Raw genomic sequence first — 24,653 nt, 5'->3', positions numbered from 1 at the left:
TGATTATTGCGCTCAATGACCAGCGGTCCCCATCTACCACTAGTATTCCACTAATTTGCATATATTGCACCGACTTTTTTAACGTACCACACACTCGTAGAGCCCGAATCTACAAGTATTTCTCGATCGTCGTCAGGATATCGTGCTGGTCCACAAGATCGGTCACATAATCGAGTTTATTGGTCGGAATGATGACCACAGGAGAGAGTGTATAGTTCTCGATCCATGAGTCGTAGAGCCGGTGAAGTCGTTTGAGATAGCGCTCGGGAATATCGCGCTCCATCTGTCTTCCTCTCGACGCGATCCGCTTTTTCACCGTCGAGACCGGACAGCGCATATAGAGCATCAGATCGGGTGGTCGGATCTGATCGCGGATGGACTCGTAGAGCAGGCGATAGGTCTGATAATCCCGCTCTCCCATGATCTTTTGGCGGTAGAGGTTCTCGGCAAAAATCTCGGCATCTTCCCAAATGGTGCGGTCCTGCACCACCCCGTGCTCCAATGCCCCGAGTTCCTGATGCAGCTTGAACTTCGCGGCCAGAAAGTAAATCTGGCTGTGAAACGACCAAGATTTCATGTCCCCATAGAAGTCTTCGAGGTACGGATTGCCTTCGTTGGGCTCGAAGAAAGGCTCCAGACCGTACTTCTGACACAGGAAGTCCACGATCGAACTCTTTCCTGAGCCGATGTTTCCAGCCACAGCAATATAGCGGTGATTGCCGTTGGTGAGTTGACCGGGCTGCGGGTCAATTTCGATGATTTGGCGGGGGTTTCGAGCCATTCGGGGGCCTTCGTGGTCAACGCGGGCTCTCTCCGCGTTAGTTAAACGTCGCAAAAAAGAACCACGTTCTCTGCTTTTTGGGAACGCTAATCTTCGACTTGATTCGCACTCCAGGGAATCAGCGTCTTGAGCTCCTGCGCGCGGGCCCGCGCGAGCGGAACCTCAAGGTCCAACTCCCGATCCACGATCAGCTTGAAGGTACCGGCACCCCACGGAGCAATACTCTCGATGGCATCCAACCTCACGATATAACTCCTGTGGCACCTGAAGAAATCATCCGGATTCAAGTTTTGCTCCAAAAACTTGAGGCTGAAGTCTGTCAGGTATCTCTTTTCACGAGTCTGAATGACCACCACACCATCTTCGGACTCAAAAAACACGATATCCTGTACCGGTACCACCTTGTAGCTACCCCGTTCATCCACCGAAATGCGGGTTAGCGGCTTGGCCGGCCGGGCAATCGGAGCCGCTGGCCTTCGAGCTCTAATGCGCTCAAGCGCGCGCTCCAACTTCTCAAGCCGAACCGGCTTCAAGAGATAGTCCACAGCGTTCACGTCGAAGGCGTCGAGCGCGTGGCGTTCGTAGGCGGTCACAAAAACCAGCGAAGGAGGGGACTCCGTATCGTCCAAGAGCTCGGCCAGGCGCATACCGTCAATCCCTGGCATATTGATGTCCAAGAAGATCGCGTCGACTTCGGTGCTCTTTAAGACCGTCAAGGCTTCCTCCCCGGAGGCAGCTTCACCCGCGATTTGCACATCGCACTGCTCGAGCAACCAGCGCAATTCCTCGCGCGCTGGGCGCTCATCGTCCACGATCAAAACGTTCACTCTTCCTCCTCAAGCTCCACCGAAAGTTCTATTTCGACGCGGCGGTTTTTCGAGTGTGCCTCCTCCGAGTCTTCATTCAGGAGAAGCGCCGAATCGGCGCGTCCCTCAGCCACAACTCGTTCGGCATCCACACCTTCGCGAATCAGCTCTCGCCTTACGCTTTGAGCCCGCGCCTCGGACACGCGCGCCTTGGTTCTCTCGTCCCCAAGCGTGTCGGAGTGGCCAACGACCGTCGCTCTCAAAAAGGGATAGCGCACCAAGAGCTCGGCTACCGCCTCGATGGCAGAATCGGCCTCGGCTAAGGTCTGGTTCTTCTCAAACCGAATTGCTCCAATCTCCGCCTCAAACTCCTCAAGCCTTGGTGGCGCCTCATCCGGCGCGCCGTCTTCGTCCTCAAAACCGTTGAAGACTTCGGCCAGAAGAGGCGCCTTATCACTGATATCGGGAATGCCATCGCCGTCATTATCGGGGTCCGGACACCCGTCCTCGTCCTCAAATCCATCCATGTCTTCGGCAAGACTTGGGCAGAGGTCGAAGCGGTTGGACACCCCGTCTTCGTCGTCGTCCGAAACCTCAAAAGTATTGAGCTTCGCCCATTCCTCGGGAGAAATCTCGGGCGGATCCGGCGCGCCAAATTTAGTCTTCCAGAAGAGCCCGAAGCGCCCCTCTGCCGCATCACCAAAGGCCGTGTTGAGCGTCCAAGACGTGTCCAGACGCTGCTCGACGCGGCCCTCCATCATGTTGGCGTCCGGCGGTGCACCGTGGTGATAAACCGTCTCCACATAGAGGTCGCGCGTGAGCTGCTTTCCGACCGTCAGAATTGGATTCGTCACCGAAGAGCCAAAACCAAAACCGAGCTTATCGATGCCTATCCGAGCGAAGAGTTGTTTTTGAAGCGAAGGGTTGTGGTAGCGCTCAACCAAATCCTGTGCGGCTTTGCGAACGTTTCCGTTGCGGTCGTCCACAGCATCTGCACGCCCAGTGACCAATAGCGAGATGATCTCGTACTCGGGGATCGGTGGTTGGGATGCGAGCGTCAACGACGGACGGCTGAGTGGTCCCTTGAGCCTCACAAGCACGGTCGAGTTTTCAACATCGCCACGCGCCACGAGCTCGATCGTTGGCTCGAGCGGCGACGCCTCAGGCGCGCCAGACGCATCGATACGAGTCTGACGCCTAAGGTTTCCGTCGGCGAGCGTCACAATGCCATGGCTGAGGTTCATCTGGTTCTCGAAGAGCATGAACGTGCTCGTTCCTCGAGGCTCAAAGCCGCCCTCAACCCTCACGACATGGCCGTCCCGAAGCACCTGCATTGCACCCGTGACCTGAATATTATTTCCCTGTCCATTGATCTGGAGCGCCTCAGCAACCTTCAAGTCCAGTCGCAATTTACCAGCCCCTTCCAGGATGGAGCGGGCCTGGGTTTGCTCCCCGTAGGCATCTACGATCACGATATCAGGATTCATCGCGATATTGCCGGTCTTGGGCATTCGCTCGGGCGAGACTTCAATGGTCGCCGATTCGATTGTGGCGTCGATGTGGATCTCTTCCTGATTCTTCAGAATCTTGGCACGCGATATGCCGCTAATAGTGCTGATTGGGTAATGGCGTTGGACCCAGGGAAACTCGGCGATCTCGAGGGTTCCGTCGGCCGACCATTCGGTGAAATACTCTTCATTCCACAAGACTTTCGGGACCTCGCCTTTGCCTTCCAGACGAACCTTCCCCGGCACGGCGTCAGAAGACCGACCTTCGCCACTCGCCTTGAGTGCAAACGTCCTCCCCTCAAGGGCGAGCTTCGCCTCGAGAGGCTCAATTCTTCGATTCAAGGAGGTCCAAGTGATTCCTGCCTCAAGCCAGTTCAATTCCCCATTGAGCGCAGGGGCGGAAATCGTACCGGAGAGCGCCACATCGCCTTTGAGCCTGCCGTCAGCACGTCGAAATGTTTGAAATAATGACTCTAGACGCGCGGCCAAAACCTCCACGTTAAGTCGACCTTGAATCGCTGAATTCAGCCATGACGAGTTGCCGCCTGCGACCTCCTCGAGATTGATTTTCGTCTGCAGCGCCAGTGTTCCGGCGTCCTCGACTTGAACGCTTAAGTCTTGCGCACCTTGTTTCAAGACGAGTTTAGCGAGAGTCGGGAACTTCTCATTTCCAAGCGTCAGAGCTCCGCTCAGGTCCACTGCTCCGCTGAGCTCTTTGATGACTCCGCTCATTTCTCCTGTGGTCTTGAAATCAAAGTCTACCGCCGGATGAAGACTCAAAACCGAGCGCACGTCTTCATCAGTGATGGTGCCATCAATCGTGAAATTGATAGGTTTGGTCCAGTCGACTTCTGCGCTGAGCGTCTTGGGGTCGGCCTTAATCGAGGTCTTGAGCTCGGCATTGAGGCCAGAGCCATCGGCGCGCTCGAGCGTGAAAGTCAAAAGATCCGAATCTCCGTGGGTCCACTCGATATTGGCGTTTCCGAGCGAATTACCGAGGCTTTCAAGCCCTTCGAGCCCAAGTTTAGCTTCGAATTTTGGCGCGCTCGTGGTTCCCGAGACGTTGAGATGGAGCGTTGATTTCTTTGGGTTTAGAGGAATGCCCAGAATGTCGCGCACCGTCTTTAGATCGCCGAGATCGAACCGAATCGTGCCTTCGATTGGACCGTCAGAGAGATTGAGTCTGCGGGTCTCGGGGTCGATGGTGAATCGGCCTTCAAGCGACGCATTGGCTTCAAAAAACGGGCTCTTCACCGCGGCATTAAGGTCCGAGGTTTGGGCGTCGGGATGCTCGCGCAACGAGATTTGAGCTGCGCCGAGCTCCACACCTCGAAAGTAAATCGCCGGTACGTCCACTTCGACCCATTGAGTCAGAATACCGTCCAACGCCCGCATTGTGACCGTGAAATTCGCGTCGCCCGAGAACACGTCAAATGCCGTGTTCCGCAGAATATCTGCCATCGGGGTGCTGAATCGTATCTTAGCCTCTTGGGCCTGAGTCTCGGCCTTTGGCTCGGGTGCCTGGGCCCACGCAGGCGTGGTCAGCAAAAGGAACGCTATGAGAAGTCTGTGATTCACATTCATAGAGCTTGTCCGAGGCCAAAATATATTCCCCACATTTGCTCGCCTTCAAAGCGCCCCGTGTCGTTGAGGCGAAAGCCGAGATCGAGACGCACCACGCCAAGAGGTGTGTTCGCGCGAAGTCCAGGACCGGCCGAATAGTTCAGTTCTGCAAGGTTGAAATCGAGCGCATCGGGGCGCACGTCGCCGACGTCGAAGAAGCCGACCAATGAGAGTTGTTCAACAAGCTTGATGCGCGCCTCAAAATTTCCCTGCAGCATGGAGTAGCCACCGATTGGAATCACAGAGCAGGATTCGCTTTCTGCCTCTGCTTCGCACTCTTCGATGCGCGGTGAAAGCCGGCGAGAGCCCCAGCCACGAACGCTCGTAGCGCCGCCGAGATAGAACCGTTGGTTGAAAGGCACGGAGCCGTCTGGGCCGAACGGGTAGATGATCCCAGCCCGTGCTCGTGACGCGAGCTGGAGCCTTTCGAAAGGTTTGAGGTAGCCGCGGATTCCCACGAGCGCCTTGTGAAAATCGAAATCGCTGAGCACGACTTCCGAGGCGAAGTTGTAGGTGGCTTCGATGATGACGCCGTCGGTCGGAGATGTGATTTGGTCCACGAAATACGCGGCGGCATGAGCTTCGAGGCTGCTCAAGAGATACGGGTCTCGAAAGTCGCGGCCTAATAGGGCTGTGCGCTGGTCAAGTTCTGGGTCGAGGTTGAAGAAGTCCACGTAATCCGTGTTTTGTCCAATTCCGACGAGGAATCGGCCAGCGAACCATCGACTTACTCCGAATCGATTTTTGACCGTGAAGTACTGGTAGCCCTCTTGTAGGTCGAGTGCGACCGTTGGGTTAACCGACCAGAGCAGGTGGCGCTCCAAGAGGCCTTTCTTCGTTATCTTTGGGTTGATGGAAGCGACCGGACCGTTGAGGTCGGTATCCCATGGATTCGGCAGTTGTGCCCAGCCGGCTATCGCGCCGAGGTCGAGGCGCGTGAGGTTTCCGAAGAGGTTAGTGTAGGTGTAGTTGAGACGGGCTTGTTCCTGCCATCTTACGGTGTCAACGCTAAGCTCTGCGCCAATTTTGAGCTCGTGTGGGTCTGCCTCACTGACTTGAACCTGTACACCGACTTTGCCGTCAACGACTTGGGTCGCAGGCTGGGCTGAAACCCAGCGAAAGACTCGCATCGATCGAAGGGCCGTCTCCATTTGCCTGAGACGTGCCGGGGAGAAGGCCTCACCCTGCGCGAACTCGAGCTCAGCCATCACGAGATGTTCTGGTACGTCTACAAGTCCCTCGATGTCTATGGCGCCGATTGCGGCGGATTTGCCTGGAATGATGCGAATCTCAACGAGCGCGTCGGAGTGTGTCAGGCGGACCTGAACACCGCCCGTAGTCTCGGCGTGCGGGTAGCCGTCGTTCTGAAGGCTCTGGCGAATCGCTCCAAGCGTTTGATTGTATTTTCCGACTTCAAAGACCTCGTCTTTCTTGAGGAGAATTTGCTCTTCGGCCCGCTCCTGAACGTCCTCAGGTACCTCGGTCATCCATTGGACTTTGAGTTCGCCCACCGTTGCGGCGGGTCCTTCGTCCACAACGAACTTGAGTTGTGCCTTTGAGTCCACCACTTCCGATTTGAGCTCCGTGACGCGTGCTTCAAAATAGCCGTGCGCTCGGTAGAACTCGAGGATTCGGGCAATATCCGAGGTCGCCAGTGCGTCGTCGAAAGGGGCGTCCGGCGAAAGTGGAACCCAGGAATCTTCCTTTGAGTACATGACGCCCAGAAGTTGGCCCTTCGAAAACCGCGTGACACCTTCAAACTCGATCGTCTCCACTTTGATGCCCTCGGCACCAACAATCACCGGCTCGGTACTTGCGCACGCCGAGAGAACGAGGAGGAGAAAAAGTATAGATGCGTATATAATTTTCATCGTGCTATAGAGCCCGCTTGTAAACAAAGTGAGAAAGCCGTGTTCTCCACGTCCTGGGTCCTTCAGTATACCGAGCCAGATTGCGAAGCAAACCTGCCCGAGTCGCTCCACGAGGTTGTCGTTGATACCCGAAAAATCAGCGCGCCGCATTCGCTTTTTGTTGCGCTCAAGGGCCCGAAGTTTGACGGACACGACTTTGTAGATCGGGCGCTGGAAGCCGGGGCGGTCTGTCTAGTCAACAAGACCTGGGAGCCCGAGCGAAAAGGCCCTTTCATACGCGTAGAAGACACTCTCGACGCCCTGCAATCCCTCGCTGCCGCCTGGCGCGCGCGCTTTGGGATTCCGGTGATTGGCATCACGGGCTCCAACGGCAAGACCATCGTCAAAGAGATGCTCTCCAGCATACTCGCCCGCCGATTCACGGTTTGGCGAAGCCCGGGGTCGTTTAACTCTCAGGTCGGCGTCGCGCTAAGCGTGCTCGGGCTTCGGGAGGGACACCAAGTCGCGATTATCGAAGCTGGGATCTCAGAAAACGGTGAAATGGACCGCCTCGAAGCCATGATTCGCCCAACGCATGGCGTGCTCACTTCTATCGGCACGGCGCATGCCGCAGGTCTAAAGACCAAAGAGAATACCGCGATAGAGAAGCTCAAATTATTCAAGCGGCTAAGCGGTGCGTTGGTCGCTCCAGAGACTCCAGAGGTTCAGGCCCATAATACCTCCCCGAGAACTCTGTGGTTTTCCCCGGAGATTGCGTCAGAGCTCGGGGCGAAGCCGTCTTGCACCTATCAGCCAATCTCAGCACGCGCGAGACTTAAGCTACAAGACGGCTCCGAGTTCGAGGTGCCCATCAACGCCGCGGGCGCACACAACGCCATGAACGCGCTCGTCGCAGCCATGATGGCATCCGAGCTGGGGCTCACAAAAGACGAGATCATTGGTGGTCTCTCAGCGTTTGGCTACGCACCCATGCGCCTTGAGATTCACACCACGAGCAACTGGGTCACGCTCATCAACGATGCCTATAGTTCTGACCCCGTGAGTGCGCGCTCCGCGCTATCTACCCTAAGCTTTTACGGGGCCAATGCTCGGAAAATCGCTATTTTGGGCGATATGTTGGACCTTGGTGCCCTCAGCGAGGACGCTCATCGCGAGCTCGGGCGCGATATTCCGGGGTTTGGTGTAGATCTGCTTTTGACGCTTGGACCCTTGGCAAAGAGTATCGGTAGTTCTGCTGTTCAGGCGGGCATGCCGGCCCCCAACGTCCGGTCCTTTGATTCTATTGAAAGACTCTCTGAGTTTCTGGATGGGGAGCTCGAGTCGGGTGATGTGGTGCTCTTCAAAGGAAGTCAGGCCCTGGAGCTCGACCGCGTGGCCAGCGGCTTGCTCGAGAGTGTGGCGCCGACCAGACTCTATGTGGATTTGGAGGCCATTCGGCAAAACGTACAGGCGATAAAAACGCGCATTCAGGGGACACGTCTGATGGCCGTGGTCAAGAGCTTCGCCTACGGAAACGATGCGACGCGCGTCTCACAAACTCTGGTGCGTGAAGGGATTGATGCGCTGGCCGTGGCGTATGCTGACGAGGCGATTCCGCTTAGAAATCGCGGGCTAAACCTTCCGATTTTGGTGACGAACACACTCGGCGGCGAGGCGGATAAGATCGTTAAGTACGACCTTATGGCGCTCGTCGGGTCCGTCCCAGTGTTGGATGATCTTGAGCGGCACGCATCGTACCGCGGAAAGGCAGTGGAGGTTCATGTAGAAGTAGACACCGGGATGGGTCGCCTCGGCGTCAAGTCTAAGGATGTCCTAGAATTTGCGAAGGAAATCCTAAAGCGGCCAAGTCTGAGATTGGTGGGGCTTATGACGCATTTTGCGAGCGCCGATATGGCGCAGGATGACGCATACACTACAAAACAATTGGCCCTTTTTGATGAGGCCATCGTCGCTCTTAGGTCCGCAGGTATTGAGCCAGAATGGGTTCACGCCGCCAATACCGCTGCGGCATGGCGCGTGCCAGCTGCGCGCTACAATCTTGTGCGAGTGGGGCTCGGGCTCTATGGCTATCACCCAAGTGCCGACGTGGAGGAATGGGCCAAAGACACCTCACCGGCGCTAAAATTCGCCACGCAGGTGATTCATGTCAAGGATGTGGAACCCGGCGAATCCATTAGCTACGGGCGCACGTATATCGCCGAATCTAAGCGTCGGATTGCGACTATCGCAGCAGGCTACAACGACGGCTTCTCAAGATTCATGTCAAACGGCGGCGAAGTCTTGATTCGAGGCAAGCGTGCTCAGGTCGTGGGGAATGTGTGCATGGACGTCTCAATGGTGGATGTGACCGAGATTTCAGGCGTCGAAGTGGGGGACGAAGTCGTGATCTTTGGGACCCAAGATTCCGCGGAGATCTCAGTGGATGAAATCGCTCACCGAGGCTCCACCATTAACTACGAAGTCTTGTGCAAAATCTCGCCGCGCGTCCGGCGCATTTTCATCGAGTGAAGTCCAATTTAGTCATGCGTAGTATGCGAAAATAAACCTTGAAACATGCCCTGATAACGTCTATTCCCCCTTCACTTGGATAGATTTTGAACAGGGGATTCTATGAGGGCAACCACCCTATTTTCGCACGTTTCTGCCGTGTTGGCGGCTGTATTGTTTGTGTTTTCGAGCGTTTCGATCGCAGAGGCGGAGTCTTTGTCTCTGCAGATCACGCAATCGGCATGGGTGATTGATGATGTCGGGCCAGACGGGCTCGAGGTTCGGATCCGGGCGCAGAATCAAGGGCCAAACACACTCGAGAACGCTTTTGTGGTGGTCAACTCCGAGAATATACTTCGGGCGCATCCTCAACCAACTGAGAGCGGGGCTAGCTATTTCTGGCCGCTCGGAGATCTCCCGGCTGGGGATTCTGTTGATTTCACGCTGGTTGCGGACTCGGCGGAGGGGATCGTGCTCGAGGGCGCGCGCCTTGTGGGTAACCTCGCCGGAGTGCGGACCGAAGTCTCGGGGCGCACCGTGTCCTTGGCGGGGGAGGGTTTCCCAGCACAAAATCTTGTGGGTGGTCCCGATGCGGATCCCAACGACCCGGCGATTTTGCATCAGGCAGGAGTTCTGGGAGGCGACGTGGCCCGGATTCTGGCATTCGCAGCATCCCTTGAACATCAGTTCTATGAAGGCTCGCTGCACGGCGCACGAGGCGCCCTTTACGGCATGCGAGCGAATCGCGTAGACCGCGCAAGTCTCCTGCTCGCCCTGCTTCAAGCATCGGGAATTCCGGCGCGATATCAGGTGGGTACATTGAACACCGACCGTCAGGCAGAACTGGTGGCCGAGGCCTTGGCCTCCAACGGTTCGCGCGCCGGTGTGTCGTTGAGTGCGGCCGAGCTCAAGGCCGCTCCAGATGTGGCCTTGGCGCTTCTGGCACCTTTCGAGATTTTTGCGTTGGGTCAGAGCCGCGCGGAACGGGTCGCGTCCATACTGGCCATGAGCGACGAGGACTTGGAAGACTTGGTCTGGGCGGATTCCGCACCACCGGAGGTCGTGACATGGGCTCAGGGAGACCATGTGTGGGTAGAAGCGTGGATTAACGAGGCCTGGGTGAGTTTGGATCCGTCGTTTCAAGATGCTGAAATCGGTGATGTGTTTGGGTCAGGTGGGCAGGAGTTTGATACGATTCCCGAGGCCTTTAGGCATCGCGTCAAGATCAGCGTTTACCATGAAGAGATGGCTCCCGCTTTTGTTGGCGGAGGGCTCGAGTTCAAGACGCCTTCGTTGTCGTTGACTCGTGGTGCTGCGGAGTTCGTAGGAAAGCCCGTGATCGTCTCTCATACCGTAGAGACCTCGGGAGGCTCTGGGATGGTCTTTTATTCGGCTGAGGCGCATTACACGCCGGCGATCGAGGTGCGAGACTTAGAGCGATTGGAAGCATCCGAGCGCATTGAAGGGCAGACCTATTCGGAGCTGGTCTCGAGTTTTGGTGGTGGAATTGCCAATACATTCGTGACTAGCGCATGGGTTGGAATCGAGCTTCTTGGGCCCGGCCAGAGCGAGGGAGAGGGGCGTCTACTGGTGCAGAGTCTTGCTGATCGAGTGGGATTTAACGCTCGAAACGGCGAGGCGGCGAATCTAGACATCAACTTTCAGCAACGGGTGCTCGATGCCGTGGATATGACCACGCTTTTGGTGCAGGCTTCGCACCTTCCTTCGCGCACCACGTCAGTCGCCCTTCAGGTCCTAAACACGATCAGTGATCAGGCTCAGGCAAACGCTCAGGCAAAGGAGTTGCTCGACCCTCTTGCTCCTGTGGATTCGGAGGATATTGAGCAACTCAAGGTCTATGCGCAGGCGCTGACAAGCGCGATGGGGGCCCTTCATTCTTCGAATATGGGTGAGCGAAACGACCGTATTGCGGAGGCGATGCAACAGGTTCCTTACAACGTGGAACCTCGCGTCACGTCGGCCTTTGCACGCATCAAGCCCGCTACTCTTGAGGCGACTTATGGCATCGACTTGATGCACGAGCGGATGGAGGCCGTCGGGAAGGATGGCGCCGCGAGCGGTGATTCTTACAAGTTCCGAATGGCCTATGGTGCGGCCACCAGTGAGGCCGAAACGGCCGTGATGGCGTTGGGCTTTGGGAGCAATGGGCTCGTATCCGCGGAGACCATTCTCAGTGCGGCAGAGGCTCAAGGTGTCAGCGTTGAATACCTCTCAGGTGCTGTGGGCCTTGCGGTGGTGGACTCGCCTGATTTTGGGGTCTCGGCGGAGGCGCGAATTCGCATGCGACAGGCGCTTTTGCGAGGAGATGCGATCGTGGCTCCACTCGGGCCGATTATGGTGAACTCCGAGCCTCGTTCGGCCTGGTTCGAAGTGGGCGAGGACGGCGCATTGCTTGGTCGAATCGACACCGGTGCTGGTGGCGCGCTCCTCTCTTACGCCACCCTTCTTCAATCTATCGTGTGCTCCGCAATCATTCCTTGCGGGCCTTCGCGTGACTCGATGATTCAAGGGATTTTGGGCTTCCTTGGATACTCCTATAGCCTCATTAACTTCGGTGTAGCCGCAGCCGGAACCTGTGCTGCTGGATTCACTGGCGTTTGCCAAAAGCTGGCCTCACCCGCTTGGTCAAGCGCGGTGGACGGGCTCCTTAGCACGATGATTCAGTCGTTCAATTTTGGTGGGTCCCTCGACGAGTGTTCGTCACCCGTCGTGGGTATAGCAGGCTGGGGTATTGGTGAAGTGGTTGGAGATGCGTTCACGCTTTTGCCGTTTGAGGGCATGATCACTGGTGCTTGCGCCTTCATCAAGGGATGGTCGGAGGTCCAAGATACTCTCAACGGGGTGCTCGCCGACCCGGTGCTCGCACCTCGGCCCGTAGGCGTTATGGCTCCCGTGGGTGGTGATGCGCGCGATAGATTCGCGGCGACTACCACAATCAGCGCTCTGGCAACGCTGCCAAGAGTGGATGTGTCCGGCACGTTAAATGCCAACACGACCACGGTATTTGGAACCGGAAATGTGGTCTACTCAAGCACTCAACCTCAGGCAGCATTGGTGAATCGACTGGCTGGTTCAAGTGTTTCACTGACGCAAGACGGAACAAGTGCGGGAAGCCAAGATTTGGAGTGGGTTGGAAGTCAAAACACGATGTCGGTGACCTCCGCTGAGACCGCTTTTTCTGGCACACTGCGTGCCGCACATTATCATGGTGCGATCCAAGAGCCGGTTGGCTTGATCGCATTTGGTGACGCGACCCTCAAGGATACCGAGCTCGTCTGGGCGGCAGGAAACGGCGCCAGCTTTTCGTGGTCGCAGGCTGAAGGGGCCATTCTTGAGAATGTGCGTTCGGGAAGACTCGGCTTTGGGACCGACCAATTTGAGACGGGGCTTTTCGTAGCCGAGGGTGCTCTGAGCGCCAACACGCTCGCTATCGGCGCGCTCGGGGCTGCGGAAACCACCTACGCGTTGACCGACGCAGGCCTGAGGCTGCAAGAGGCTTCCGGCCAAGTTCAGGTAGGTCAAAACACGGTCACCGTGACCAACGGACTCTCGCTCGCTGGGGCGAGCGGAAGCATCAAGGTCGTGGCCGGGGCGAGCGCTGATAGCGTGGAGATCAACCTTACGAATGCGCATCAGGCGCAGCTTACGGTTTCCGAGCCTGCGGGCCCCACCTACTTGCCCGTAGACGTCTCAGTGAACCTTCAGACCTCGCTCGCCGGCGACTGGCAGCTCAGCGCTCAGGGCCCTCAGGATGTGGAGCTTTCGTGGAGCGGAACGAACCTTAGAATCAAGGCCGCAAAGGGCGCTGAGTCTGGTCCCAAATTGGTGGCTGTTTCAGCGCGAGGCTCCGAAGGGCTCGAGGCTTCCGAGTGGGTGGTCTACACGTTTGAGCCGCCAACCTCGGAAACTTTGACCATGCGAGTCATCGAGGATTTGCGTCACTCTGTGGATACTGACGGGGCTCGCGAGACCGCGCGTCTCCTGGAGTTGACGCATTTTGGACCTCAGCCACAAACGTACACGCTTAACGCTCAGACCTCGAATCCAAGCATGCGTGCCGACCTCGCCGGTCAAGAGGTACGCATCGAGCCGGGAGAAACCGTCTATATCGGCTTCCAGATGAAGCCCGTCGGGGTGTGGCCGGCGGCACAAGAGGCCGTGCAGGTGACATTTGCTGCCGAAGGCGCACAATCACACGACTTTGATTGGACCTATGTGGTTCCGGATGTTCGAGGCTGGAAAGTTGAGCTTCAGGAACGTCAGCGATTCGTAAATCCGGGCCAAAGCGTGGCGGTAGAGGTGGCGCTCACCAACACGGGCAATGCGGCACGCGCTCCGGTCCTACTCGTGGATTCAAAGCCCGAAATCTTCACACAGGTTTCGGTGCCTGGAGCTCAAGTTGCACCCGGGCAAACCATCTCTGTGCCGATTACCTTTCAGGCCGGGGCACTTGGACAGACGACTTTGCCTCTCTTTCATAACGTGATTTTTGAGGTCGCGCCCACGGATTTTGAGGCCGAGCGTGGCCTTTCGGGACCGCAAGCTCAGATGGTTTTGGTGCAGAGTGCGCCCGAGATGGAAGGGATTTTGGGGTCCTACTTTGACCTTATTGCCGCCGAGGACCGAGGGCTTGCGGTTGCCACGTTGGGTGTCGGGCTTTCGCAAGATCAGGCGCTCGAGGGCTGCGACCCGGCCCGAGTTGACGGGCTCGTTGCCTCGCTCAATGCTCTTAAGAACCTCGCGGCACAGCGTAGCCTGAGCGAGCTCGAAGCTGAGGTAGATGCCGCCCTAGCAGCGCTTGCCGCCGATGGGTGCGCCGGCCTCGAGGCGGTTTCGGCGCTCGGGAACTCGCTCTCCGAGTTCACGGCGCTCCCGAATCTAGGTGCGACCTTAAACGCATCACCTGCCATCAATGGCGTGCCTGCAACCTTGTCGGGATCGATCGTCAACACGTCGAACGCCGAGATTCCAGCGACTCAAGCCCAACTCAAGATTCGCCGAGGGCTCGACGCTGAGACGGTGCTTCAAACCGTTGCTATTCCTGAGCTCGGGGCCGGTGAGTCGTTCCCTCTTTCGATCGATTTAGACACCACCGCCTATCTTGGGACCTACGTGTTGACCCTCGAGGCGGACTCCGAAGATGTGGTTCGCGAGTTGGATGAGACGGATAATCGTGCGGTGGTGACCCTTGGCGTTCAGCCAGCAAACGCGCCGCCATCAACCAATACGGCCCCTGTGTTCACCTCTTCTGCTCCCACGTCCGCGAGCGTAGGAGCTGATTTTAACTACTCGCCACAGGTCTTTGACGCTGACGGTGACACGGTGTTTGTGGATGCCTTGGTTCGCCCGCCGGGCCTTAAGTTCCTGAACGGTGAACTTGTCGGAAAGCCGCTTCGTGCGGGCGAGTTCGAGGTCCTGCTTGTGGCGTCGGACAGGTGGGGTGCATCAGCCACTCAGACTTGGACGCTGAACGTATCACCCGTTTCGTTGCAGAACACGGCTCCAGAAGTGCTCACGCGTCCGCATCGACGCCTTGTTGCCGGCGAACTATGGACTTACGTAGCTCGCGCCCAGGACCAAGACTTAGGCGATACGGTGGTCTGGGAGGCTGGCGCATTGCCGGCCGGGATGACCTTCAGCCCAAGTGGAGACGAGGCGACCCTTACGTGGACCCCAACGGCTGGAGATGCCGGGCAGCATTGGGTGGAGATAGTGGCCAAAGACAGTACTGGCGCCGAGACCCCTCATCGCTTCTTGGTCGATGTGCGCGCACAAGCCCTTGGACCGGACCTTGTGGTTAGCGGTTTTGATATGACTCAGGCGAATTGGAGTCAGGGACAAATTAGCGGGAGCGTAGGCGTCGTGGTGACCAATATTGGTGATTCGACCGCTGGGCCAACAGAAGTGGAGCTCTTTGAGGAGCTTGGAGCGCAAGATACGCTCTTTGGACTCGAGTCCGTTTCCGGGCTCGCGCCGGGTGAATCGCAGACCCTGATCTTCAGCGTGAATGCGGCGGTGGCCTTTGATGGCAATGTGGTCTTTGCCATGGTCGACCCCCAAGATCTTGTGACCGAATCCGACGAAACCAACAACACCCGGTTTAGCACCGAGATCGACGTCCCGCTGGTCAATACCTACGTTGGCGTGCAGGACCAGCCATCCGAATTGACTCTCCTTGCCTCGCGCGCCACCCAGTTCCAAGTCATTGATGCCGCCACAGGCGTGGTGCTCGATTCGGGCGAGCTTCAAGCGGAAGTGCCGACTCTGGTGGATGTGGGAAGTGAGGTTAATGGTGTGTTCGAGCCACTCTTGGACGCATTTGTGATTCAGACTTCTGGGCCAGTTCAGGCGTATCTAAATCACGAAATCTTCGTGGATGATTTTGGCGGTGATTTCTACCACCAGGATGTCGAAGGAAACCGAGTCGGCCGAGAATTCCTGATCTGGACCCCGACCCTGACCGTGAACAACCGCGTCATCGTCGTGGCCCTTGAGGATACGGCGGTTCAGCTCGAAGACGAGTTCGGGACTTCGTTGGGAATGCTCGGACTGCTCAAGGGGCAGGCATGGGAGCCTCAAGGACTGAACCAGGAGACCATCTACAAGCTCGTGTCCACGGCAGACGTGGTGGTGCACTCGGCGTCAGTCACGGGAATGTCTGCTGTACCACCCGCTGCGCGGGAGCTTGCTGCCGCGGGCGATGTGGGCACCGAGTTCAGATTCAATATACGTGCGCGAGGCCCCAATGGCGGTTCGGTGGCGATTATGGCCTACGACGACGTGGATTTCTCCATTCGTCGTGAAGATTCGAGCCAGCTCGTCTCCGGCACGATAAATGCCGGAGAAATCTTCTTCCAGACCGGTTTCGGCAATCTCAACGGCCTCCACCTCAGCGCCACAGGACCCGTGTCTTTGCTCGCCGGCGACATGTCCAGAGCGGGTGCGTCGTCTGTAGACTTTATGGGGGAGGACATCACGCAAACCGCAGGAAGGCTAGGGCAGTATTTTGTGATCCCAACGCTCCAAAACGATGGCGGCGATAGCGTGATTCTAAACGGTCCACGAAGCGTGAGCGTGAGTGTTGATGCGGTTTCGAGCGCGCTCGAGCCCTTCTCTAAGCTCATTCTTCCAGACTCTCAGGTCGTTGAGATTTTGGCGTCTTCTCCGGTCATGGTGCAGCTCTTTGGCGGTGGCGATCGCTACTTTGATCAGGGCGAATTCCTGAGGGCGTTTGGGTCCGAACCCAAAGCGGCTAAAGCTGTTTTAGATAGGGTGAATTTTGACACTGACTCGTGCTCCACTGCGGTTTCCGCAAGCGCACGCATTGGAAGTGCCGGAAGTGCCGATCTTTCGCGCTACACAAGAGTGGAACTCGTAGAGATTCACGCTGGTGGAACCAACGTTCTTGGCCAGGTGGAATTGTCCCAAGACCTTGAGCCTGGAGCCTTTGAGGACGTGGGGCTCAGCGGTTCCAGCCAGGTAGTTGAAGGGGAAGGGCGTTCCTGGATCTTGAGGCTCGTGGACGCGAGCGGTGAGCTGCTGGAGTTCAGTGAAGGTCCCCAAGGACTGATCTCTTCGAACTGCGTGAACCTCCCGCCCGAGATTATCTCGATTCCCCTCACAGATGCTGGCGTTGGCAACGTTTATGAATATCAAGCCCAAGCCACAGACCCTGAGGGCACGTCCCTGAGATTTGGTCTGGTGAGTGGTCCCGCGGGTGCTAACGTCGGCGCGAATGGTCTCGTGCGTTGGACTCCTCAAGGGCAGGGGCAGGCGTCGTTCGTGATTGCCGTCGAGGACGAGGGCGGAGCTTCAGCCGTACAGAGCTGGGTCGTAGACGTGGAGCCAGCGCAGGTGGTTTGTGATGCCGACGAAGACCAGGATGGCTTCTGCACGCTTCAAGATTGTGATGACCAAGATCCTTTGGTCAATCCGGCTAGTCCCGAGATTCCGGGGAATTTTGTGGACGATGACTGCAATCCGCTGACATCGGACACGGTGGCGGCGAATGCGCTTCTCTTTGATGTGTCCGCAACCCAAGCTGTCTACGCATCGAGAGATATTGTGGGCATTTCGCACCGCGTGACCAATTTGAGTGCACTTCAGGGCCTTGGGGCGCTGAGCGTCAGGACCTATGTGGAGTGCAACGAGGTTGCGCCACCGGAGTTCGAGGCCGATTTTGTGTTCGACCCCGTGCAGCCAGCTTCCGCACAAACTGAGCTTCTTCTCTGGACCTTGCAAGGAGACGTGAAGGGACGCTGTGAGGTGGTCTCAACCGTATCTGCAGGCAACACAAGGCTTTTGACAGACCAAGATTCCTTTATGATCGGCACGAGGCTGACCGGCGTTCTAGAGGTGGTCGAGCCTCGTGTACGTGTGGAAGATGCAATTAATCTTGAGTGGGAGCTTGCGAATCCGGGCGAGATTGATGAGTCGGCCGAGGTCACCATTCAGGCTCGTGGACTGGCGCAGCCCTTCTATGAAGGCGCGGTCGATGTGGCTGCACAGTCCACCGAAAGCGGCACTCTGGCCGTTGAGACCATCGGCCTGCCGCCGGGTATGTACCTCTTGGAGATGCGAGCAGACGGGGCGCTCTTGGCTCAAGCCGCCGTTACGCTTTGGCGAGACCTTGAGCTCTTGGCGCCTGAGGTCGAAGAGCTTGAGCATTTGGTTGGTCCGACAAGCCGGCTTGAATTCCAACCGCTTGGATATGTTTCCGGTGGTCCCTTGATCGGCGGCCTCGTGAGAGCGTCTTGGAGTATTCGCCAGCTCGTGATCGAGCTTGTGGTCGAAGATAACTCCGAGGAGGCTGGAGACGCGCTGCAGCTTATCTTGGCTTCAGATGGTGAGGTGCTTGGCCGTGTGGAACGGACTCCAGATAGCGAGTTTGCCGATATTGGTGAGATCGGATTCCGGATTGAGGGCGCAACATCAGTGCTCCGTTGGACGCTCGACTCCGAAGAAGTGGACGGGCTTGAGCTCGGCAAAGAGTTCGGGCTCATCGCCACGATGCGAGACGCAATTGAACCTCAGAGTCCTCGCCAGCTTTGGATGTGGGCCGAGGGTGTAAACGAGCCGTTTGAAGTCCAAGACTTTGGGGTCTTGAGGCTCGTAGAAGCTGAGGAAGAGACGCCTGGGACGAATAACCCAAATCCGGACAACAACCCGCCCGGGACCAATAATCAGCCTGGGACCAACAATCAGCCTGGGACCAACAATGAGACCAACTCGGGGATCGACAGGCCTGATGGGGTGGACGATGGCTGCGGGTGCGCCTCGTCGGGGTCGGGTCCAGAGCCAGGCGCGCTGCTCCTTTTGCTCATCTGTCTACAAGGGCTCCGTCCTCGTAGGAAGAAAATCCGTGAGCGCCTCAAGAAGTTGATTCCGTGTGTGGTCTTGGCCTTCATGGTGGGTTGCGGAGATGACACTACATCAACGCCCAGCAACAATATGCAGACCCCAGATATGGCGGACATGAGCCCGGACCAGACCACCAACAACCAGGCAGACCAAGGAGTCAATGAGGACTCTGGTCCTGATTCCGAACCCGATATGAGCCCCGATCAGGGAAGCAACGGCACGATCGGTGAAGTCTGTGAGGCAGACGACGATTGCCTCAGCGGCATCTGTCTTCAAGGGCCAGAGTACAGCGTGTGTACACGAGAATGTGACCTGCTCGCTTGCGACGAGGGCTGGACGTGTGAGCGTTTCCCCGGTGGTGCAAGTGCTTGCGTGCCCTCCAATATCTGCGTAGACCAAGACGGTGACGGATATGGCGCAGGCCGAGCCTGCCTTGGTCCCGACTGCAATGACCAAAATGCTGAGCAAAACCCAGGCGTTACGGAATCCTGCAACGGCATCGACGACGATTGCGACGGCGACGTGGATGAAGAGCTCTTGAACGCCTGCGGCACGTGCGGACCAACGCCATCTGAGACATGCAACGGACTAGACGACAACTGCGATGGAATCGTTGACGATGGTGTGCTCAATGCCTGCGGAACTTGCGGAGCGCCACCCGTAGAGGCTTGTAACGGCCTCGATGACGATTGTGACGGCGTCATCGACGAAGGCGCTTGTGGTGAGGATACCTGTGTAGAAGGCCAAACTCGACCGTGCTACGAAGGTCCGCAAAATACGCAAAATGTTGGCATGTGCCGTGCCGGAGCACAAACCTGTGTGGCTGGTGAATGGAGCGGTTGCGAAAACCAGATTCTTCCAGCCGAAGAAGTCTGCGACGACATCGATAATGATTGTGATGGCCAGACCGACGAGACCCTTCTGAATTCGTGCGGGACGTGTGGCAGCGCGCCGCGCGAGATTTGCAATGGTGTGGATGACGACTGTGACGGAGACGTGGACGAAGGCGCCCTCAACCGATGTGGAACGTGCGGACCGTGCGGAGAATCACAGATTTTCCCAGGTGAAAGCGGGTTCTCAGATCCCACGGTAGCCCCGGCTCCAGACGGTGGTGTGACGCTCGGTCAAGGTTCTGTGAGCCGAAACTCTATCTGGGTTCCGAATAGCGCCGAAAACACCGCGTCTCGATGGAATACCCGAACCGGCCGCGAAGAGGCTCGAATGTGGATCGGCAATGACCCTTCGAGGACATCCGTGGATTTGGTGGGTAACGCGTGGGTCGCCCACCGTGGAGATGGGCTCGCCTCCTACATCATCGCGAATCCGGCGGATTGCATCGATCGTAACAATGACGGCGTCATTCAGACCTCACGCGATTTGAACGGTGATGGACGGATTACCGGCGGTGAAGTCGTGAACGGACCGGACGATGTCTTTGCTGATGAGTGTCTGAAATGTCAGGTTCGTCTAGGAAGCTCCACCGACCTTGTCCGCGGTGTGGCTGTGGATTCCGATAATCACGCGTGGTTCGGGACGTGGCAAGCCCGCGAGGTTGTTCAGGTGGACACGGATTGCAACGTACTCAACGTCGTCCCGGTCAATCAAGCGGTCTACGGCGTGGTCATCGACAGCCAGGGGCGCCTCTTCACAAGCGGTTTTACAAGCAATTGCTCGGTCGAAGTGGACACTCAAACGGCCACTGTCACCCAGACACATTGTGGGCCGAGCGGCACGCGCTACGGCCTTGCCGTGGATGGTAACGATGACGTCTGGTTTGCCGATTACTCGAATGGAATCTGGCACCTCGACCCGGACACGAGTACGTGGACGCGTCATATCTACCCAGGAGCCCAGCCGTTCAGCCTGACCACCGGTATGGTTGTAGGTCTCGATGGCTCGGTCTACGCCGCGGGCTACAACTCGAGCTCGATCGGGAAGTTCCGCCCAAGTACTCAAGAGTGGGAGATTTTCTCAATTAGAAATGCCGCCACGGGACTCATGGACCAAAGTACCGCCCGCGGCGTCACCATTGATAGCGACGGAAATCTCTGGGGAATCGCACGCGGCTCCAGCGGTCTTATCAAGATGCGACCGGACGGACTTGCGCTCGGGAGCTATAGCATCGTCCGCTACGACAACCCGTCTCAGGGTGTAAGTCCTTATTCGTACAGCGATAACACCGGCTTTCAGCTCCTGAACTATACGGCGAATGAAGGGACATGGCGGCATATCTTCGATGCGGGACAAGAGGTGCGATTCCGTGCCCTGACCTGGACTGCATTTGAGCCAGCTGGCGCTAATGTCGAGGTGCGTGTGCGCGCTAGTGCGGACCGTACCCAACTCGAGCAGGAGCCCTGGACAGTCTACTACCCGAGCTCGCCTGTGGACCTCTTCAACTTATTGCCTCCCGACTTGAGATACCTGGAGATGGAGTTCGAGCTCACGTCCACGAATGCTCAGAACAAGCCCGTACTGCGCGATATCCAGGTCTTTTTTGAGACCGATGATTGTCGCGATCCGGCCACTCCATGCCCCGGCGGGCAAATCTGCGACACCATCCAAGGCGGATGTATCGTGGTTCCGACCGAGTGCACGGATAACACGGCGTGTTTGGCTGACGAGTACTGCGATCCGAATGGTTTCTGCAGAGTCGGGTGCCGCACGAGCCCCGATAGCTGTGGATCCGGCGCACTTTGCAGCCCTAGCTTGCGGCGATGCGAAGCCCGAAGTCTTGATTGCACCACGGACGCTGAATGCGCGTTTGATTCGTTCTGCAGTGCCTCAGGCTATTGTGAAGCGGGCTGCCGGCAGGCGCCGGATAACTGCCCGCCTCGTTTTGAGTGCTCGGCTGGTCGCACTTGCGAGCCCACGCCGCCCGAATGTGCGGCCGACACGGAATGCGCTACCGGCGAATATTGTGACGGCTTTGGGAGGTGCGCTTCCGGGTGCCGACTTGGCGATCCAACCACCTGTGCCGCAGGTGAGATTTGTGCGTCGTCCACTCATCGGTGCGAGCCCGCGCCAGCAACGTGCGACCCACAGAACACCAGCGCTGAGGTCTGCAACGGTCTCGATGACGATTGTGATGGTGAGATTGACGAGGGCACAGACCCCGCGCAAACCTGCGCCGTGGGCGCTAGCGCCACCGGTAACGAAGTTTGTTACGAGGGCCTCGTCTTGTGCCGCGCAACCCCCTCCGCCGACCCAGACGCGCCCGTGGTCTTGATGGGAACCCTGACCAACGTCCTCCTTCCGCAAGGTGAATATGTGGTGGACGGAGATATCGTGTCCACCGGGTACTTGAGGGTTGACGATGGGGCTCGCGTTCGCTCGCCGCTCAGCAACGGAAACCGGCTTCAAATCGCGATCGGTCAGACCTTTGATGTCGGAGCTGCGCAGCTCGAGGGGCTTGGATATCGGCTTGAGCCAGGCTCAAAGACCTGGTTCGAAGGCACAACCCTTGTAGGCAGCGACGACGGGACCCGCTCTTTGCTTTCGATCACGAGCGCAGACGTCGTGATTCGAAGCGGTCGAGTTACAAATCTCGCGTTTGATGTCCGTTCGGTATTTGCTGAGTTCACACGATTTGAAAGCACCGATACCCGCACCAGAATTCTTTTGGATATCGCCAACGGCGGCTGGGTTGCGGATAACTATTTTGTGGGTCGAAACTTGGTGCCACGTGTTCAAGATGGGGTCAGGGTTGTTGGGCCAAACGTCATGCTCGTGGACAATCGGTTCGAGTACACCTCGACGGCCATTCGTGTGGATGGAAGTGCAGAGGTCTACGGCAACGAAGTGTTTGACGCTGATTTAGGGCTCGACGTTTGGAGGTTTGCAAGCATTGAGGCCGACGCAAACACCATCGACCTCACGGACGCCGGCCACGTAGGCTCCGCCATGAGATTCTACGATTACCGGGCAACAAGTACCGCAAACATTTTGAACACGGCTATCTCTGGGACCTCGCTAGACTCGGGTGTCTACCTCAATCCCGACAACTTCTCGGCCACTACTGGCTCCATCTTCACGGGCACGACGTTCAACGGGCTTACCCTTGAGCGCCAATGGCTCTTGGACGGGACTGGCAATGGTTCGGACAATACGATTGACCCCGCTCGACTGCCGGGAGCTACAGATATCTACGTATCCGGGAACATTCGGCAACTCGGCGGTTCGATCACCTTTGTTCCCAACACCTCCATCATCTCAACTCGCCCGGACGTCAATTGGTACATCGAGGCAACCTCAGGGGCGCTTCTCGATGCCAGTTCAACTGTCTTTGAAGGTCTGAGGATGGTGATCCGAAACCAGGGCTCGCTCGAAAACGTGGTCATGAGTGTGAATCGCATCACTCAGAACGACGCTCTGGTCACGGCTACAAATAGTGCGGTGGTCAGCATCACAGGGTCGAGTTTTGAGTCGCTTGCTGAGCTCTCGAACCCCAATCAAAGGCTGCACCGAGGGGTCTCGGCACAAGGTAGCTCAACCGTCACGGTGGCGAATTCCACATTCCGTAGTTTGGAGTGGGGTGCACACGCGACCAACACGGCAACCCTGAGCATAAGTGGGTCTCTTTTTGAGGATTCCAACGCGGGTATCGTGGCTCAGCAAGACGCCAAACTCGACCCTCTAAGCGGCAACTCCTTTGTGGATGATAAGTCTGAGCGGGTCGTTTACGGCATCATCATGTTGGATGCCGGAGCGAACTCGCACTTAAATCTCTTGAGCGCTTCTTTCACGTTTGGCCCGGAAGATATTCCACTCGCTCTGACGCCGAACGACTTTGATGCCACTCCATCTACCGTCTCAAACCTCACTTATACAAACGGCGAGCAGGGAAGGGGCGTTGTGATCCGAGGGCCGCTCAATGCGGCCACCGCGATCATTGCGCCTTTGGGAGGGCAGTCCACCTTCACGCTCTACGACCGAGATATTGAGGTCGCAGCCGGCTCCGAGCTCACCATTGCGTCCGGAGTGACTTTAAGGGGCGAGCCGACCCAGGTGCGCCTCGTTCGTCCCACCACAACAAACGCGAGCGTCGTGATTGAGACGGGCACTCTGCTTGAGAATATTACCGTTGCGCCGATTAATGGCGGAGGTGCAACTATTGATGGCGCGACGTTCCAGGTCTCAGCGGACGCCGTCGGACGAAACTACGTTTCGATCGGACACAACTCCACGCTCACGCTGCAAAACTCAACCATGATCGGGAATAGCGCTCGCAATATCGGGGGGCTGCATCTCTGGGGCGACAACTCACTTTCAACAGTGACGAACCTCGATGGAAGCGACCTGAGCTATGGCGTGCTGATGGAGCGTCTCGCCGCGGCGACAATCACCGGTGGCGTCTGGGAAAACTACACGCGATTTACCGATATGAGGCGTAATGCCGATCTTATCTTTGACGGCGTCACCATCATCGACAACGATCCCGCGCTGACCTCCACGGTGATCTGGACCGAGACCAATGAAACCGGGCTAAGCCTCGATTATCGAAACCTGGATATCCAGATTCAGAGCGGCGATATCGCCGGAAACTTTGCGTTCCAGGCGTTTCTCGACGGTCATACGTTCACGACGACCAACAACAATTGGAACTCGGAGCTAGGCCAGGGCTTCTATCTTCGTCCTGGTTTCATCTCTAGTGGCACCTATGTCTTCGATTTCTTCGAGTCAGACCACCAAACCGAGTGGCTGGCTACGGGCGATTTTGACTTCCGAAATACTGTGAGTGCCACCCTCGTACCAGGCACCGCGTTTAGAAATTCCTCCGGGACTTTCAGGAACTTCTATATGCGGGATACCACCCAACTCGCCGCAGATGGTGTGAGCTTGCGCAACATGAGAATTTCCTTCTTCGAGAATTCGTTCGGCACGGTTCAGAACTCTACCTTGGAATTCGATTTTGCTAGCTTTACGCAATACACGACCCTCAGAATTGACTCCCCTGGTGTGATCTCAGCGTTAAACAATACCATCCGTGCGGTGGACGCAGCGGTAGGTCAACAGGTGGGTATCTCCGTCACGGGTACGAGCGGCGTGGCACCCACCATCACAAACAATACGGTCGAGTCTTTCGGAGTCTGCATTCAAAACGCTGTGAACCCGCAGCCCGTGATTACGGGAACCACATACGTCAATTGCGTTACCGATTTCCTCCAAGACTGATGCGGTAGTCCTTGCCGCTGGTCAC

General features: G+C 57.2%; 7 protein-coding genes. 3 read left to right on the top strand and 4 right to left on the bottom strand.

Features of this window, described 5'->3' with window-relative positions; all coding sequences use genetic code 11:
- Window positions 1-109: 109 nt before the first annotated feature.
- Window positions 110-781 carry a deoxynucleoside kinase gene (locus FRD01_RS10025; protein ID WP_146959257.1) on the bottom strand — a complete coding sequence of 224 codons (672 nt, stop codon included), beginning with the start codon at window positions 779-781 and terminating at the stop codon, window positions 110-112.
- On the opposite strand from FRD01_RS10025, the gene FRD01_RS24990 reads away from it, so the two are divergent.
- Window positions 761-826, top strand: a complete 66-nt coding sequence (locus tag FRD01_RS24990; RefSeq protein ID WP_430700860.1) for a hypothetical protein — start codon at window positions 761-763, stop codon at window positions 824-826. The two genes, FRD01_RS10025 and FRD01_RS24990, sit on opposite strands and share 21 nt — an antisense overlap.
- Window positions 827-867: 41 nt before the next feature.
- On the opposite strand, the gene FRD01_RS10015 is transcribed toward FRD01_RS24990, so the two are convergent.
- Genes FRD01_RS10015 through FRD01_RS10005 form a run of 3 tightly spaced genes read right to left on the bottom strand, consistent with a single transcriptional unit; the run spans window position 868 to window position 6,589 of the window.
- On the bottom strand, window positions 868-1,608 hold the full coding sequence (locus FRD01_RS10015) for a LytR/AlgR family response regulator transcription factor (protein WP_146959256.1): 741 nt from the start codon (window positions 1,606-1,608) through the stop codon (window positions 868-870).
- A complete protein-coding gene (locus FRD01_RS10010; protein WP_146959255.1) occupies window positions 1,605-4,679 on the bottom strand; it encodes a translocation/assembly module TamB domain-containing protein in 3,075 nt (1,024 codons plus the stop codon). Before FRD01_RS10010 ends, FRD01_RS10015 begins: the two co-directional genes overlap by 4 nt.
- On the bottom strand, window positions 4,676-6,589 hold the full coding sequence (locus FRD01_RS10005; RefSeq protein ID WP_249756152.1) for a BamA/OMP85 family outer membrane protein: 1,914 nt from the start codon (window positions 6,587-6,589) through the stop codon (window positions 4,676-4,678). The genes FRD01_RS10010 and FRD01_RS10005 overlap by 4 nt, the downstream gene beginning before the upstream one ends.
- A 39-nt stretch (window positions 6,590-6,628) precedes the next feature.
- Here FRD01_RS10005 and alr point away from each other — a divergent pair, with 39 nt between their 5' ends.
- On the top strand, window positions 6,629-9,097 hold the full coding sequence (gene alr / locus FRD01_RS10000) for an alanine racemase (RefSeq protein WP_249756151.1): 2,469 nt from the start codon (window positions 6,629-6,631) through the stop codon (window positions 9,095-9,097).
- A gap of 102 nt (window positions 9,098-9,199) precedes the next feature.
- On the top strand, window positions 9,200-24,628 hold the full coding sequence (locus tag FRD01_RS09995; protein WP_146959252.1) for a MopE-related protein: 15,429 nt from the start codon (window positions 9,200-9,202) through the stop codon (window positions 24,626-24,628).
- The last annotated feature ends 25 nt before the right edge of the window (window positions 24,629-24,653 follow it).

Source organism: Microvenator marinus (genome assembly GCF_007993755.1).
GTDB classification, from domain to species: Bacteria; Myxococcota_A; Bradymonadia; order Bradymonadales; family Bradymonadaceae; genus Allomicrovenator; species Allomicrovenator marinus.
Note: the sequence above shows the minus strand (reverse complement) of the source record. Positions and strands in the feature narration are given on the sequence as shown.

Coding starts and splice junctions, on each gene's coding strand:
- FRD01_RS10025 (WP_146959257.1), bottom strand. CDS start 781: ATGGCTCGAAACCCCCGCCAAATCATCGAAATTGACCCGCAGCCCGGT.
- FRD01_RS10010 (WP_146959255.1), bottom strand. CDS start 4,679: ATGAATGTGAATCACAGACTTCTCATAGCGTTCCTTTTGCTGACCACG.
- FRD01_RS10005 (WP_249756152.1), bottom strand. CDS start 6,589: ATGAAAATTATATACGCATCTATACTTTTTCTCCTCCTCGTTCTCTCG.
- FRD01_RS09995 (WP_146959252.1), top strand. CDS start 9,200: ATGAGGGCAACCACCCTATTTTCGCACGTTTCTGCCGTGTTGGCGGCT.